General features: G+C 48.5%; 15 protein-coding genes, 1 pseudogene and 1 riboswitch. Of the genes and pseudogenes, 12 read left to right on the top strand and 4 right to left on the bottom strand.

The window, feature by feature from the left end; translation table 11 throughout:
* The first annotated feature begins 1 nt into the window (after position 1).
* The 9 genes from ON063_RS06720 to ON063_RS06680 all read left to right on the top strand — a co-directional run bounded on the left by ON063_RS06720 (position 2) and on the right by ON063_RS06680 (position 8,672).
* Positions 2 to 496 carry an Lrp/AsnC family transcriptional regulator gene (locus ON063_RS06720; protein WP_074033499.1) on the top strand — a complete coding sequence of 165 codons (495 nt, stop codon included), beginning with the start codon at positions 2 to 4 and terminating at the stop codon, positions 494 to 496.
* Positions 493 to 1,677, top strand: coding sequence for an aminotransferase (locus tag ON063_RS06715; protein WP_274664633.1), 1,185 nt, complete (start codon positions 493 to 495; stop codon positions 1,675 to 1,677). Before ON063_RS06720 ends, ON063_RS06715 begins: the two co-directional genes overlap by 4 nt.
* 58 nt (positions 1,678 to 1,735) lie before the next feature.
* Positions 1,736 to 2,980: a lysine N(6)-hydroxylase/L-ornithine N(5)-oxygenase family protein gene (locus ON063_RS06710; protein ID WP_274664632.1), complete on the top strand. Its 1,245-nt coding sequence runs from the start codon at positions 1,736 to 1,738 to the stop codon at positions 2,978 to 2,980.
* Between the two features lie 197 nt (positions 2,981 to 3,177).
* Positions 3,178 to 3,570: a S1 domain-containing post-transcriptional regulator GSP13 gene (gene yugI / locus ON063_RS06705; RefSeq protein ID WP_074033496.1), complete on the top strand. Its 393-nt coding sequence runs from the start codon at positions 3,178 to 3,180 to the stop codon at positions 3,568 to 3,570.
* 101 nt (positions 3,571 to 3,671) lie between these two features.
* Complete coding sequence (locus ON063_RS06700; protein WP_274664631.1) at positions 3,672 to 4,664, top strand: Gfo/Idh/MocA family protein; 993 nt, start codon at positions 3,672 to 3,674, stop codon at positions 4,662 to 4,664.
* Positions 4,665 to 4,738: 74 nt separating this feature from the next.
* Positions 4,739 to 5,902 (top strand): iron-containing alcohol dehydrogenase, encoded by a 1,164-nt coding sequence (locus tag ON063_RS06695; protein ID WP_074033494.1) that lies wholly within the window; start codon positions 4,739 to 4,741, stop codon positions 5,900 to 5,902.
* Positions 5,903 to 6,008: 106 nt separating this feature from the next.
* Positions 6,009 to 7,361 carry a glucose-6-phosphate isomerase gene (locus tag ON063_RS06690; protein ID WP_274664630.1) on the top strand — a complete coding sequence of 451 codons (1,353 nt, stop codon included), beginning with the start codon at positions 6,009 to 6,011 and terminating at the stop codon, positions 7,359 to 7,361.
* 92 nt (positions 7,362 to 7,453) lie between these two features.
* Entirely contained in the window at positions 7,454 to 7,927 is a 474-nt protein-coding gene (gene ytkD, locus ON063_RS06685) for an RNA deprotection pyrophosphohydrolase (RefSeq protein ID WP_074033492.1), read from the top strand.
* Positions 7,908 to 8,672 (top strand): alpha/beta hydrolase family protein, encoded by a 765-nt coding sequence (locus ON063_RS06680; protein WP_074033491.1) that lies wholly within the window; start codon positions 7,908 to 7,910, stop codon positions 8,670 to 8,672. The genes ytkD and ON063_RS06680 overlap by 20 nt, the downstream gene beginning before the upstream one ends.
* Before the next feature lie 23 nt (positions 8,673 to 8,695).
* Here the strand turns inward: ON063_RS06680 and pckA are convergent, their stop codons facing one another.
* Complete coding sequence (gene pckA / locus ON063_RS06675; RefSeq protein ID WP_214782095.1) at positions 8,696 to 10,267, bottom strand: phosphoenolpyruvate carboxykinase (ATP); 1,572 nt, start codon at positions 10,265 to 10,267, stop codon at positions 8,696 to 8,698.
* Positions 10,268 to 10,572: 305 nt separating this feature from the next.
* Positions 10,573 to 10,692: riboswitch (SAM riboswitch) on the top strand.
* Between the two features lie 132 nt (positions 10,693 to 10,824).
* Between pckA and metK the strand changes: the two genes are divergently transcribed.
* On the top strand, positions 10,825 to 12,033 hold the full coding sequence (gene metK, locus ON063_RS06670) for a methionine adenosyltransferase (protein ID WP_274664629.1): 1,209 nt from the start codon (positions 10,825 to 10,827) through the stop codon (positions 12,031 to 12,033).
* 22 nt (positions 12,034 to 12,055) lie between these two features.
* On the opposite strand, the gene ON063_RS06665 is transcribed toward metK, so the two are convergent.
* Positions 12,056 to 12,577 carry a hypothetical protein gene (locus ON063_RS06665; RefSeq protein WP_274664628.1) on the bottom strand — a complete coding sequence of 174 codons (522 nt, stop codon included), beginning with the start codon at positions 12,575 to 12,577 and terminating at the stop codon, positions 12,056 to 12,058.
* Positions 12,578 to 12,741: 164 nt separating this feature from the next.
* On the opposite strand from ON063_RS06665, the gene ON063_RS06660 reads away from it, so the two are divergent.
* Both ON063_RS06660 and ON063_RS06655 read left to right on the top strand, forming a co-directional pair.
* Entirely contained in the window at positions 12,742 to 13,212 is a 471-nt protein-coding gene (locus tag ON063_RS06660; protein WP_274664627.1) for a GNAT family N-acetyltransferase, read from the top strand.
* 88 nt (positions 13,213 to 13,300) lie between these two features.
* Positions 13,301 to 14,014, top strand: a complete 714-nt coding sequence (locus ON063_RS06655) for an alpha/beta hydrolase (RefSeq protein ID WP_074033486.1) — start codon at positions 13,301 to 13,303, stop codon at positions 14,012 to 14,014.
* A gap of 30 nt (positions 14,015 to 14,044) precedes the next feature.
* Here ON063_RS06655 and ON063_RS06650 read toward each other — a convergent pair whose 3' ends face one another.
* Both ON063_RS06650 and ON063_RS06645 read right to left on the bottom strand, forming a co-directional pair.
* Positions 14,045 to 14,617, bottom strand: a complete 573-nt coding sequence (locus ON063_RS06650) for a class I SAM-dependent methyltransferase (RefSeq protein WP_274664626.1) — start codon at positions 14,615 to 14,617, stop codon at positions 14,045 to 14,047.
* Positions 14,571 to 14,815, bottom strand: a pseudogene (locus ON063_RS06645) (TIGR01212 family radical SAM protein); the annotation flags it as partial. The pseudogene ON063_RS06645 and the gene ON063_RS06650, both read right to left, overlap by 47 nt.

The following is a 14,815-nucleotide window of genomic DNA, read 5'->3' as shown; positions in this document are numbered from 1 at the left end:
TATGTATTCATCAAAAGAACTTGAACTATTAGAGTTGTTAGAAGAAAAGGGCTATCTGGAGACGAAAATGTTGGCCGATTTGTTGGCGCTCGATGAAGAGACGATTGAGTCGATGCTCGAGAAGTTCAAACAAGATGGGATTTTGCTTGGTTTTCGGGCGATGGTCAATTGGCAAAAAATCAACCGGCATGATGTAACGGCGTTTATCGATGTCAAAGTTGCGCCGAAACGAGGACGTGGATTTGATGATGTGGCCGAGCGTATTTATCGCTTCCCGGAAGTGACGGCCCTTTATTTGATGTCAGGTGCCTACGATCTCCAAGTCGTCATTCAAGCGAGCTCGCTCCAAGACGTGGCTTCGTTCGTCTCTGACAAGTTGTCACCACTTGACTCGGTCTTATCGACGACGACACACTTCAAATTGAAGACGTACAAGCACGACGGGATTTTGTTCACCCCACAAACTGAAGACAAGCGGTTGAACATCACGCCATGAAGTCATTATCCAATCAAGTTGTCTCGATGAAACCATCAGGCATCCGCCGCTTTTTTGATTTGGCGCAGACGATGGAAAATGTGGTTTCTCTCGGGGTGGGAGAACCGGATTTCATCACGCCTTGGAACGTACGAGAAGCGAGCTATGTCGCACTCGAACAAGGATATACGGCGTATAGTGCCAATGCAGGACTCATCGAATTACGAGAAGAGATTGCTACTTATATGAAAGAACGATTTTCAGTCAAATACGATCCGGCATCGGAATTAATTGTGACGACAGGTGCCTCACAGGCGCTCGATATCGCATTCCGTGCCCTCCTGAATCCAGGAGATGAAGTCATCGTCGTCGAACCAGCATTCGTATCTTACGGACCGCTCATCGAGATGGCAGGTGGGATAGTTGTTCCTGTCGCCTGTCGTCCTGAAAAGCGTTTTCGCCTCGACCGGGATGATGTCGAGCGCGTCATCACCGAGCGGACGAAGGCGATTCTCCTCTGCTTCCCGTCCAACCCGACGGGAGCGACGATGAACGCCGACGAGCTCGCGCAAATCGCAGAACTCGCGACCAAGTATGACCTTTGGGTTGTCAGTGACGAGATTTATGCGGAACTTTGCTATGACGAGCCGTTCACGAGTTTCGCGACACTTCACGATATGCGGGACCGGACAATCGTCATCAATGGTTTCTCAAAAGCGTTCGCGATGACGGGATGGCGTCTCGGTTTCACTTGCGCCCCTGAAGTCGTGACGCGGGAAATGTTGAAGGTTCATCAATATGGCATGATGTGTGCCCCGACGCTCGTTCAATTCGGCGGACTCGAGGCACTTCGTTCACGTCATCAACACGTACCGAACATGGTGAAGAGCTATCGTCAACGTCGGAACTATTTCATTCAGGCGCTGAATGAGTCAGGTCTCCCGACACACGTGCCGGGTGGAGCTTTCTATGCCTTCCCGTCGATTCGACACACGGGGTTGACGAGTGAAGAATTTGCGGAACGTCTCTTGCTTGAAGAACGGGTCGCCGTCGTCCCAGGGAACGCCTTCGGTGAGAGTGGGGAAGGGTTCGTGCGAGCGAGCTATGCGACGTCGCTTGAACAGTTACAAGAAGCGATTCGACGCATCCATCGATTCATGCAGCAATTCGAAGTCACAGCGGTCAAGGACTCTCATTCGTGAGGGTCTTTTGCTGTTTTAGCGATATAATGAGAGGGAAAAGACGGGCGAGGTGAAGAAAATGAAACAAGTTGACTTTGTTGCAATCGGATGTGGTCCTTATAATCTTGGATTAATGGCTCTCGCGGAAAAAACATCACTACGTGGGATTTGTTTTGAAAAGCGGAAGGAAATGATGTGGCATGAAGGAATGCTCATTGAAGGGATGACGATGCAAACACATTACTTACAAGATCTCGTCACGCTCGCGGATCCGACCAACCCATCGAGTTTCTTGAACTACTTGAGTGAGACGGGGCGTCTCCAGACGTTCATCACGCAAGAACAGGATAAGATTCCTCGGACGGAATACAATCGATATTTGCGTTGGGTCGCTGAACGGCTGTCGACCATCCACTTCGATCACGAGGTGACGGATGTGTTGGTCGAGGAAAATGGTTTTCTCGTGACGGTCGAATCAAACGGTGAAACGACTCAAGTTCAAGCTACACATGTTGTTCTTGGAACTGGGGCAGAGCCGTTTGTGCCAGACGGTTTTGAACAAGTGATCCATACGAGCGAGTATTTGACCTATCGGGACGTCCTTCGAGATCGTTATCGCGTCGCGGTCGTCGGGAGTGGACAGAGTGCGGCAGAAGTGTTTCTCGATTTATTCCGTGAAGCGACGGATGAACAACGTGTCGACTGGATCACACGGTCCGATCATTTCGAGTCACTAGAAGCAGGAAAGCTCGGGGACGAGATTTTTAGTGTGGACTACGTCGAATATTTTCATGGTTTGTCTTACGAAGCACGTCAAAAATTGCTTCAGTCATTTGAACGTTTCCGCCATGGCGTCAACCCTGAGACGATGACGGCGATTTATGAAGCGCTCTATCACCGGACTGCAGAAGGTGAGCCGAAGCAAGCAGAGATGCTGACGCAAGTCGAGGTGGAATCCATTTCATATGACTGGTTGAAACATCGCTTGAAAGGAACGCAACAATATACAAACGAAGCGGTCGAAAAGGAGTATGACCTTGTTGTCGTAGCAACGGGATATCGTCCAGTCATTCCGGCGTGGGTCGAGAAGCTCCCGATTGTCTGGGAAGCAGAGAGTGAGTGGGCTGTTCATGATACGTACGAAGTGGTCATGAGCGAATCATTGAAAGGGAAACTGTTTACGCACACGAATTTGGAGCATTCCCACGGACCCGCTGCGACGAATCTAGGGATGGCCGTCTATCGAAATGCGGTGATGTTGAACGAAATGGCTGGAGAAACGGTCTATCCGATTCGCCATCAAAAGCCGTTTACGACCTTTTGAACAAAAAAAGGGCTAGGCGAGTCGCCTAGCGGAATCAGGGGGGAATACTTGAAGTCTTGCTTGATTTGTATTTACCCCGCGCTTCGACTTTAAAACATATCAACACGTCAAAAATAATCTTTTTTACTAATTTGTACACTTTATCGAAAAAAGTATGTTATAGTAAGTTGATGAATTTAGCATAGGAGTTGTTTGTAATGGCAAAATACGAAAAAGATCAAGTATTAACAGGTAAAGTAACAGGAATTCAACCTTTCGGTGCTTTCGTAGCACTCGATGACGAGACTCAAGGTCTTGTACACATTTCAGAAATCTCACACGACTACGTAAAAGACGTAAACGATTACGTTCAAGTTGGTCAAGAAGTTGAAGTGAAAATCCTTGAAGTGGACGAAGCTTCTAAAAAGATCAAGCTTTCAATGAAAGCGACTCAAGAAGCTCCAAAACGCGAGAAGTCTGCGAAGCCAGCTCGTCGTGCGCCACGCCGCAACGAAGCATCTTCAAACTTCAAGCAAGAAGAAGCTCCAGGATTCACAGTCCTTAAAGACAAACTTGAAGACTGGATCAAAAACACAAACTTCAAGAAGTAAGTGTTCCAAGGTGACCCGTTCTAAACGGGTCACCTTTTTTGTGTTTTACAGGAATCGATGGGGCTTATGACGAAACTGTAATTCGAATAGGGGGAGATTAGATGAAGATTGGCATCATTGGAACAGGCGGGATTGCGACGAGTGCTCACATTCCGAATTATGTAAAAGCAGGGGTGGATGTGGTAGCGGTCATGAATCGGACACGGGCGAACGGTGAACGTGTCGCACGACAGTTTAACATTCCGAAGGTCTATGAAACGGTCGACGAGATGCTCACGCACGAACAGCTCGATGCGGTCAGCATCTGTACGCCGAACGCCTTACATAAAGAGCAAGTTCTTCTTGCATTAGAAGCGGGATGCCATGTGCTTTGTGAGAAGCCTCCAGGCATATCGGAAAATGAAGCGGTGGAGATGTTAGAAGCAGCGAAACGAGCGGGAAAGACGCTCCATTATGGATTTCATTATCGGCATCGTGCCGACACGGTTCTCCTAAAACGGATGATTGACGCAGGAGAGATGGGGGACATCTATGCGGCAACGGCACTTGCCCTTCGCCGACGCGGCATTCCTGGATGGGGCGTGTTTACGAACAAAGAGCTTCAGGGTGGAGGGGCACTACTCGATATCGGCGTCCATATGTTAGATCTCGCGCTCCACTTGATGGATTATCCGGAACCGAAAGAGGTTGTCGGTCACGTCGGGCAATATTTAGGGAACCGTCCGGGTGTAGGCTTGATGGGCAAATGGGATCATGAATCGCTGTCTGTCGAAGACACGGCGAGAGCGATGATCACCTTCGATACGGGTGCTTCTTTATTGCTCGACGTCAGTTACATGGCCAATGTCGAAGCAGAAGATACGATGCGTGTCGAGTGCCGTGGAACGAACGCCGGGGCAAGTCTATTCCCGCTCACGCTCCATACTGAAAAACATGGGGCACTATTTGACGAACGACCTGCCTATTTGACTGAATATGATCCGTATGAACGTCAAATTCAGCTGTTTCTCGAAGCGTGCCGAAAAGAACCGAACTATCGGCAAGCAGAGGAAGCGGTCATCCTCCATCGTATCATCGATCGCATTTACGCATAAGCACGATACTTTTCATTCTTTGAAAACAGGGTATATAGTGTAGGTGTTACATATTTCTACGAGGAGGATGAATCATGCACAACTTTGAATACAAAAACCCGACGAAACTGATCTTCGGTACACATCAGGTCGAAACATTATCGAAAGAACTTGGCGCGCTCGACGCGAAGAAAGTGATGCTCGTCTATGGTGGCGGAAGCATCAAAAAGAACGGAACGTACGATGAAGTCGTGGCTGAGCTTGAAAAGGCAGGCATCTCATACGTAGACTTCTCTGGTGTCGAACCGAACCCGCGCATCGAGACGGTACGTCGTGCGGTCAAATTTGCACGTGAAGAAAACATCGATGCGTTGCTCGCAGTCGGTGGAGGTTCCGTCATCGACTGTACGAAACTGATTTCAGCAGCGATTCCTTATGAAGGGGATGCATGGGACATCGTGCTCCGTGAACATATCCCGACAGAGGCGGTACCATTTGGGACGGTCCTCACACTCGCGGCAACAGGATCAGAAATGAACTCAGGATCGGTTATCACAAACTGGGAAACACAAGAGAAGTTCGGTTGGGGTCATCCACTCGTCTTCCCAACATTCTCAATCCTTGACCCACGTTATACAGTCTCGGTTCCAAAAGACCAGACGATTTACGGTATTGTCGACATGATGAGCCACTGTTTCGAACAATACTTCCACCCGAACCATGCGCCGGTACAGGAACGCATGACAGAAGGTGTCTTGAAAGCAGTCGTTGAATCGGCACCGAAACTCGTGAACGATTTGGAAAACGTCGATTTACGTGCCATCATCTTGTTCTCAGGTACGATGGCGTTAAACGGCGTCCTTCAAATGGGTGCTGCTGGGGACTGGGCATCGCACAACATCGAGCACGCCGTATCGGCTGTCCACGATATCCCGCACGCTGGTGGTCTCGCGATCCTCTTCCCACGTTGGATGGAGCATGTATTGGATGAAGACAATGCTGCCCGTTTCGCGCGACTCGGTACGGAGGTATTCGATGTAGAGCCAGGTGAAAACGACTTGGAGACTGGAAAACGTACAATCGAAGCGATTCGTGCATTCTTCGACCAACTCGGTGCTCCAAACTCACTCCGTGACTACGATATCGATGAGTCGACATTCGATGCGATTCTCGATTCTGCGATGAAACGTGGCGCATTCGGTCGTTTCCGTACACTCGAACGCGAAGATGTCGCGCACATCCTCGAACTCAGCAAATAAGGCAATTTATTGCCTATTTTGCAATAATGATTGAACGAATCTAGCGTTTCCGTTTATGATGGGTCATGTATGGCTCTTTTACGAGCGATTTAAAGGAGGAAATGACATGTCAACTGTACGTTTCGATTATTCAAACGCGCTCTCATTCGTAGGGAAGCACGAAATCGACCAAATGCAAGAAACGGTAAAAACCCTTCACTCGGTGATTCACGAGCGGAGCGGTGCCGGAAGTGATTTTCTTGGGTGGGTCGATCTTCCGACCGAATACGATCAAGATGAGTTCGCACGAATCAAAGCTGCGGCGGAACGAATTCGCGAGAATTCAGACGTTCTCGTCGTCGTCGGAATCGGAGGATCTTACCTCGGTGCCCGTGCAGCGATCGAAATGCTTCAACATTCGTTCTTCAACGTATTGTCAAAAGAAGAGCGCAAGGCACCACAAGTATTCTATGCGGGCCACAATATCTCTTCAACGTATATGAGAGAGTTGCTTCAAGTACTTGAAGGCAAAGATGTCTCAATCAACGTCATCTCAAAATCAGGAACGACGACAGAACCTGCGATTGCATTCCGTGTCCTCAAGCAGTTCATGGAAGATAAATACGGTCAAGATGGAGCGCGTGAGCGGATCTATGCAACGACAGACCGTGCCCGTGGTGCACTCAAGACACTTGCGGATGCAGAAGGATACGAGACGTTCGTGATTCCAGATGATGTCGGTGGACGTTTCTCTGTCCTCACGCCAGTCGGACTTCTTCCGATTGCCGCTGCTGGAATTGATATCGATGCATTGATGGAAGGGGCACGTGACGCGCAAAACGCTTACAGCTCACCAGAATTGGCTGAAAACGAAGCGTATCAGTATGCAGTCGTACGTAACGCCCTTTACGCGAAAGGCAAATCGATTGAGATGCTCGTCAACTATGAGCCAGCTCTTCACTACGTGTCAGAATGGTGGAAACAACTTTACGGTGAGTCAGAAGGAAAAGACAACAAAGGGATCTTCCCAGCGGCTGTTGACTTCTCGACGGATCTCCACTCGATGGGGCAATACATCCAAGAAGGTCGTCGTGACTTGTTCGAGACGGTTATTCGTGTGAAAGAAGTCCGTCACTCGATGAACGTTCCAGAAGACGCTCAAGATTTAGATGGTTTGAACTTCCTCGCAGGCGAAACGATTCAGTTCGTGAACGACAAAGCGACAGAAGGAACACTTCTCGCACACACTGACGGTGATGTACCGAACTTGGTCGTCGAATTGCCAGAGATGACACCTTATCACCTCGGCTACTTGTTCTACTTCTTCGAAAAAGCATGTGCGATGAGCGGATACATCCTCGGGGTGAACCCGTTCAACCAGCCAGGCGTCGAAGCTTACAAAGCGAACATGTTCGCGTTACTCGGTAAACCAGGGTATGAAGAACAAAAAGCAGAGCTCGAAAAACGTTTGAATCAATAAGAAAACGAATCGGTACCGCGATATTTTTTTGTTTGAAACTGGGTGAAGACAAGGTAAAGTGAGAGTAGACAGGGGAAAGAAAGGGATGGACTATGAAGACATTCAAGGATTACTATCATAATCAAGTCGAGTTAAGCTTCACCCATTATCCGTTCTCAGACACGCCGCTCCACGTCTGGGTCGTCGCCCGATATGAAGACAAGTGGGTATTGACGAAGCATAAACAGCGCGGACTCGAGTTTCCAGGAGGGAAAGTCGAGCCAGGAGAACACGAGGACGATGCCGCTATCCGGGAAGTGTACGAAGAGACCGGTGGAGTCGTCAAAACGTTGCGCTATTTGGGACAGTACCGTGTGTTAGGTAGAGGTGATACGGTCATCAAAAACATTTATTATGCGGAGATTGAGCGATTCGAGGATCATCCTGCCATTGACGAGACAGATGGGGCTGTCCTGATCGATGCCTTGCCGGATAACTTATTGCGCAATCCACGCTACAGCTTCATGATGAAAGACCGTGTCCTACCAGAAACGATGAGGGTTCTCTATGATCAAAAACTGGTTTGACCGAATCGATGTGTTACCACCTTATGCGGGTTACCGAGTGACACGAGGATGGTACACGACGACAGATGGGGAAGAGGTCGTGGCGTATTCGATTGAGCCGAAACGATCAAATGGCCAAGTGTTGATGTACTTACGAGGAGGAACGGCGCGAATCGGGGATGTTCGTTTACCACGTCTCATGCAGTTTGCATCGCGGGGCTTTCATGTCGTCGCCCCGGTCTATCGTGGCAATCACGGCGGGACGGGAAAAGAAGACTTTGGAGGAGAAGACTTAGAGGACGTGCTCTCGCTATTCGACCGTGTCCACATGAGTGGACGACCGGTTCACGTCCTCGGCTTTTCAAGAGGGGGCATGATGGCCCTCTCGCTCGCTTCCGAACGACCGGTCACGACGGTTACTTCATGGGCTGGCGTGACCAACCTCGAGTGGACGTATGAAGAACAGCGTTCGATGCGGAAGATGTTACGTCGGATGACGGGTGGGGACCCCGAGTCTGCAGAATCTGCGTATGTCGATCGTTCTCCGCTTTACAAGGAATGGGTCGCCCCGACACTGCTCATCCACGGTACGGACGATGAACAAGTTCGCTTACGTCATGCGACAGCCGTCGCCGAGAAATTAGGAGAACAGGCAGAGTTTTGGGTGCTCCCGTTCGGTCACCAGCTCCCGTTTTGGGATAAATGGGAGACGACCGAACAAGCGATGGATTGGATGTTGCGACAGGAAAAAGCACTGACTCGATAAAAAATCGAGTCAGTGCTTTTGTGTTAGATGACGAGTGGTCCGGCTGCGATGACGGACTCACTTGCTTTCGTGAAGCGAGTGAAGTTTTCTTTAAATTTCATGGCGAGTGCTTTTGCTTCGACGTCGTAACGAGCTGGGTCGCTCCACGTATCTCGCGGATTGAGCACGTCGCTCGGTACACCATCGATGGCTACAGGAATCTCGACATTGAAAATGTCATGTTTCATCGTTTCGACATCACGGAGCTGGCCGTTGACGGCGGCATTGACCATCGCACGCGTATAGGCGAGTTTCATACGTGAACCTTCGCCGTATGCTCCACCTGTCCAGCCCGTGTTGACGAGGTAGACATCTACATCGTGCTCTTCAATCAATTTACCGAGCATATCCGCATAACGCTCTGGAGCGAGCGGAAGGAACGGTGAACCAAAGCAAGTCGAGAACGTCGCTTGTGGTTCTGTGACACCACGCTCTGTACCAGCAAGCTTAGACGTGTAACCAGACAAGAAGTGATACATCGCCTGTTCTTTCGTCAGTTTGCTGATCGGTGGCAAGACACCATACGCATCGGCCGTCAAGAAGACGATCGTATTTGGATGACCGGCACGTGATGGGAGCATCGCGTTGTCGATGAATTCGATCGGATATGCTGCACGCGTATTTTCAGTCAAGGAGATGTTCTTGTAGTCCGGCGTACGATCTTCATTCAATACGACGTTTTCAATCAATGAACCGAAGCGGATCGCATCATAGATTTGCGGTTCGTTCTCACGCGACAAGTTGATCGTCTTCGCGTAGCAACCGCCTTCAATGTTGAAGACCCCATCCGGTGACCATCCATGCTCATCGTCTCCGATTAAGTGGCGCTGTGGATCAGCTGAAAGTGTCGTCTTCCCAGTTCCCGACAATCCGAAGAAGAGTGCCGTTTCATTTGCATCGTTAACGTTTGCCGAACAGTGCATCGATAAGACGTTTTGTTCAGGTAACAAGAAGTTCATGACGGAGAAGATTGATTTTTTAATTTCGCCACCGTACTCTGTTCCCCCGATCAGAATGGTGCGCTTGGCGAATGAAACGAGAATGAACGTCTCTGAGTTCGTGCCATCCACTGCAGGGTCGGCTTTATAACTCGGTGCATAAATTACAGTGAACGGGTCGAACGCACCTTTCGTTGGCCATTCGCGTAAAAACAGTTGTTTTGCGAATAGACTATGCCATGCATATTCTGTAATGGCACGGACCGGTAACGTATAGTGCTCATCGGCACCAGCAGACGCTTCGAGGTAATAAAGTTTGTCTTTCTTTTCTAAATGGTTGAGTACTTTGTCAAGAAGTGCTGAAAACTTCTCTTCCGCGATCGGTTGGTTCACTTTTCCCCAATCGACAAGGTTGTTGCTGACTTCATCTTGTACGACGAATTTGTCTTTCGGTGACCGTCCGGTAAAAGCACCCGTGCTGACAGATAAAGCCCCGTCTTTTGTCAGTACACCTTCACCATTTTGGATGGCTTCTTCCACCAGTTCTGGAACCGTCAAGTTCCGTTTCATGTCGGCACCATTAATTAATTCTTCGATTTTCAGGAGCGTTGTCGCCATCCTGAATCCCACCTTTCCCCTAAATAGATGTGGATGAAATCCGCATACTTCCGCGATTACGATTAATCAGTATGACATTTTTAATTATATGTGACACACTAATTAAACACAAGCGTATCCTTTCTTACAAAAACAGTTTATCACATTCTCTTATCACAAGGTGTTAAAAAACAGAAACGAAATAAAAAAATGTTTGTCGATTCACAAACAGAAATGTTTTGCAAGTCGGTGAAAAATTTTACGAATTCGTCTGATTCCCTTGACATAATCGAGCGTCATTTATATGATGGTTTTCGTAACGGATACTCTTATTCTGAGCGGTGGAGGGAACAAGGCCCTACGAAGCCCAGCAACCGTCCGACATGAAGTCTTATGCGGAAAAGGTGCTATCCTGAAGCGAAGCCATTAGCTTCGAACGATAAGAGGGTAAGGAAGAACGATTCAACCTTTCCCCATGTATGTCATCGGGGGAGGTTTTTTTCATTACCGTCCCAAAGCAACGCGTAAGGGGAACGAGTACCGTCCACATATCACCCTTATTATAGGAGGTTTTTTGAATGTCAAAATTGAACCGTCGACTTTTTACTTCAGAGTCGGTTACTGAAGGACATCCAGATAAAATTTGTGATCAGATTTCTGACTCGATTTTGGATGCCATTTTAGCGGAAGACCCGAATGCCCGTGTTGCGGCAGAAACGTCTGTCACAACAGGTCTTGTACTCGTAGCTGGTGAAATCACAACGTCAACTTACGTGGATATCCCGAAAGTTGTCCGTGAAACAGTCCGTGAAATCGGATACACACGTGCGAAATATGGTTTCGATGCGGAAACATGTGCCGTCTTGACGTCGATTGACGAGCAATCAGTAGACATTGCGCAAGGTGTCGACCAAGCTCTTGAAGCACGTGAAGGTCAGATGACTGAAGAGGAACTTGATGCAATCGGTGCAGGTGACCAAGGTCTCATGTTCGGATATGCGACAAACGAGACTCCAGAACTCATGCCGCTTCCAATCTCATTGGCGCACAAATTGTCACGTCGTCTTGCAGAAGTTCGTAAGAACGGTACGCTTGCTTACCTTCGTCCCGATGGAAAGACGCAAGTAACGGTTGAGTACGATGAGAACAACAATCCTGTTCGCATCGATACAATCGTCATCTCGACACAACACGCAGAAGAGATCACGCTCGAGCAAATTCAAGAAGACTTGAAAAAGTATGTCATCGAAGCAGTCATCCCGGCTGAACTCATCGATGCTGAAACAAAATACTTCATCAACCCGACTGGTCGCTTCGTAATCGGTGGACCACAAGGAGATGCAGGTCTTACAGGACGTAAAATCATCGTCGACACGTACGGTGGATACGCTCGTCACGGCGGTGGCGCATTCTCTGGTAAAGATCCTACAAAAGTTGACCGTTCAGCAGCATACGCAGCTCGTTATGTAGCGAAAAACATCGTTGCAGCAGGACTTGCGGATAAAGCAGAAGTTCAACTCGCTTACGCGATTGGGGTAGCACATCCAGTATCAATCGCTGTCGACACGTTCGGCACTGGTAAATTGAGCGAAACAGAGCTCGTTGAACTCGTTCGTGAGAACTTCGACCTCCGTCCAGCAGGCATCATCAAGATGCTTGACCTTCGCCGTCCAATCTACAAGCAAACAGCAGCTTACGGTCACTTCGGTCGTACAGATATCGAACTCCCATGGGAGCAAACAGATAAAGCAGCAGTTCTTGAAGAAGGCGCGAAGCGTTTCGCGTAATCAACAAAACGTTTTTTTAGGTTCAAGTCGTTGGTGGTGTCTGCTTATTGTCATTCGACGTCGATTCAGTCGAAGTGGTTTCTTGTCCAAGCGCCGTATCCTTCGCTTCGACGACTTTTTCACCAATGTCTTGTAAATCTGATTTGGCTTCTTGGGCCGTCTCGACGATTTTATTGACATCTTCTTTGACCGTATCGACTTCTCCGACGACTTTTTCATATACGTTTTGAACGTCTGTAGTCACTTCCTGAATCTTGCCAGAAGCGGTCTTCACTTGTTCAATGACTTGAGATGCCTTACCGGCTGGATCTTGTTTGACCTCATTCACGATGCCTCCGACCGAAGATTTTGCATTCGTAAGCGATTGTTTCGTCTGCTCTCGATTCGAGGAGCTAAGTAAGGCGAGGAGACCCCCGACGAGGGCACCGAGTAACATCCCGGTCACAACGCTGATCTTTGGTCCCCCAGCATCCAATTGATCAAATTGACGGTTCGGATTCTCTGTTTGTTCGACTTTCGGGTCATGCTCTAATTTTGGTTCCATGTTGTTCCACTCCTTCATGTGATTGGCATTGCTAGTGTTATACCCTAGTCGATTGCGGACATAACGTTTTCTTATGAATCGTCATGAAAAAGAAACGAATGGCAGGATAAAAACGTGACGATAGGGAATGATACAAATAGATTGGCCAAAAGGGGGAAGCTGTCATGAACATGAGGGAAGCAGTTCCAGAAGATGCAGCATTAATTCGAACGATTGCACTTGCGACGATTTCAGAGGATGATTTGAATCGTTTGAAAGCGATGGAGCGCGCTTATCGACAAGAAGAGATTGTTCGAGCGATCAGTTCGAGTGAAGAAGCACGAGAGCAATACTTTATCGTCGGCGAGTTCGAAGAAGATGTCATCGGATTCTGTCATGCCATCGATCGCGGTGACATGTGGGAGATGCTTCGTCTTTATCTTCACCCTGATTATCACCGGAACGGGTATGGGGCAGCCTTTTTAAACTATCTCCAATCGAAAAAAACACAACCGATGGAAGTGTACGTTGAAAATTCAAATGACCAAGCGATTGCGTTCCTTTTGCATCAATCGTTTAAAGAAGTGAATCGGGTCCAAGAAGAGGTATACGACCAGCCGATGGAACTCATTCATTTACGATATCATCCGAGCTAAGCCTCCAGACGGATTTTCTTCAAACATCAGTTGCGGCTGATGTTTTTTTGATACAATACACATAGTCTAAAAATGAGGTGACGGCAGCATGACATATGAAGAAGCACGAAAAGGGGTCATCGTCATCGTGTACCCGCTACAGTTCACGTCTCGGATCAGTGAGAACTTTATTCGCAGACTCCAGGACGAGTACGAGGTAATTGTCGTCCGTGACCAATCGGTCGGATTGACGGCAGATGATCATAAACAGCTCATCAAGCGAGCGTTGCGTGAGGCAGGGGAATACAAACTACCGATCCACGTCGTGGCATTCAGTCTCGGGGCACTTTTCACGAACCGACTCTTGCAAGAGTATGATGTGCCACTTGGGAGTTTGACGTACATCTCTCCTTTATTTGATTGGCATGCCACTCGTCAAATCGGTGGATTGAAACAAGTCGTCGCGAGTGCTGTCGACCGTTTCCGCCCAGACCTACCGCTCGGGATGATGACATTCACTGGTGGAGGCGAGGAATCGTCACGCTTCGGTGAGATCACGTATGCGCAATATCGTGAGATTGAAGAAGAAATCGTGGAACATCAAGAAGAGAAGAAGCACTTACCACGACTTCCGCTTGCTTGTTTCTATGCACCGGACGATCAATTTGCAGACGTGAAGTTGACGTTAAACGTCTGCCGGAAGATTGGTGGGGATCAAGTGTACATCCGTCGGTTGGAAGGATTCCCGCATTTTGGATATGAACGTTTGAACACCAAGTTTGCGGAGACATTGATGACGTTTTATGAATTGATTCAAGAATGACAGAAGGCGACTCGAATGAGCCGCCTTTTCTTATGCGCGTTTTTCAATCGCCACGATGAATGGGGGATGATTGATTTGGTTGATGAAACCGTAGCGGAGGACGCCGGCCTGTTTTTGATCGAGCGACTCCACGTAATGAAGCACTTCATCCCGTTCGACTTTTCCGCTCTCATGCCCGTGATAAATGACGATGACGATGACGCCACCGACGGTCATGACCTCTAATAATTGAGATAATGCGGCAATCGTCGTATTCCCATGTGTCGTAATGGATTTATCGCTTCCTGGTAAATAACCTAAATTAAAGACGGCAGCGGTGATAGGACGTGTCTCATTCGCGACGACCGCTTGAACCGTGTCGTGACTATCATGAATGACGGTCACCCGTCCATCGAGACCAGCTTCCTGTATACGTGCGCGTGTGGACGTGACCGCTTCTGACTGGATATCAAAGGCATACACATGACCCGTTTCACCAACTGCATTCGCTAAAAACAGCGTGTCGTGTCCGTTTCCGGCGGTCATGTCGATGGCGACATGTCCTTCTTCGAGGTGGTCATGTAATAATTGTTTTGCAAACGGTAGTACTCTCATTAATCCCATACATCTCATCCTTCTTTTTTCCTTGGAAAGAATCTCGTCGTTCCAATTCTGCACGGATCTTGTTTAACACCTGCATCTTGTGACGACTCCACAACGGACCAATCAATAAGTCAGGTGGGCCGTCTCCTGTCAAGCGATGGACGATGACCTCGGGAGGTATACATTCGAGCTGATCGCAGACGAGAGAGACATAGTCGT

Source organism: Exiguobacterium sp. B2(2022) (assembly GCF_028823655.1).
GTDB classification, from domain to species: Bacteria; Bacillota; Bacilli; order Exiguobacteriales; family Exiguobacteriaceae; genus Exiguobacterium; species Exiguobacterium aestuarii_A.
Note: the sequence above shows the minus strand (reverse complement) of the source record. Positions and strands in the feature narration are given on the sequence as shown.

Coding starts and splice junctions, on each gene's coding strand:
- pckA (WP_214782095.1), bottom strand. CDS start 10,267: ATGGCGACAACGCTCCTGAAAATCGAAGAATTAATTAATGGTGCCGAC.
- metK (WP_274664629.1), top strand. CDS start 10,825: ATGTCAAAATTGAACCGTCGACTTTTTACTTCAGAGTCGGTTACTGAA.
- ON063_RS06655 (WP_074033486.1), top strand. CDS start 13,301: ATGACATATGAAGAAGCACGAAAAGGGGTCATCGTCATCGTGTACCCG.
- ON063_RS06710 (WP_274664632.1), top strand. CDS start 1,736: ATGAAACAAGTTGACTTTGTTGCAATCGGATGTGGTCCTTATAATCTT.
- ON063_RS06715 (WP_274664633.1), top strand. CDS start 493: ATGAAGTCATTATCCAATCAAGTTGTCTCGATGAAACCATCAGGCATC.
- ON063_RS06720 (WP_074033499.1), top strand. CDS start 2: ATGTATTCATCAAAAGAACTTGAACTATTAGAGTTGTTAGAAGAAAAG.
- ytkD (WP_074033492.1), top strand. CDS start 7,454: ATGAAGACATTCAAGGATTACTATCATAATCAAGTCGAGTTAAGCTTC.
- ON063_RS06680 (WP_074033491.1), top strand. CDS start 7,908: ATGATCAAAAACTGGTTTGACCGAATCGATGTGTTACCACCTTATGCG.
- yugI (WP_074033496.1), top strand. CDS start 3,178: ATGGCAAAATACGAAAAAGATCAAGTATTAACAGGTAAAGTAACAGGA.
- ON063_RS06650 (WP_274664626.1), bottom strand. CDS start 14,617: ATGGGATTAATGAGAGTACTACCGTTTGCAAAACAATTATTACATGAC.
- ON063_RS06665 (WP_274664628.1), bottom strand. CDS start 12,577: ATGGAACCAAAATTAGAGCATGACCCGAAAGTCGAACAAACAGAGAAT.
- ON063_RS06660 (WP_274664627.1), top strand. CDS start 12,742: ATGAACATGAGGGAAGCAGTTCCAGAAGATGCAGCATTAATTCGAACG.
- ON063_RS06695 (WP_074033494.1), top strand. CDS start 4,739: ATGCACAACTTTGAATACAAAAACCCGACGAAACTGATCTTCGGTACA.
- ON063_RS06690 (WP_274664630.1), top strand. CDS start 6,009: ATGTCAACTGTACGTTTCGATTATTCAAACGCGCTCTCATTCGTAGGG.
- ON063_RS06700 (WP_274664631.1), top strand. CDS start 3,672: ATGAAGATTGGCATCATTGGAACAGGCGGGATTGCGACGAGTGCTCAC.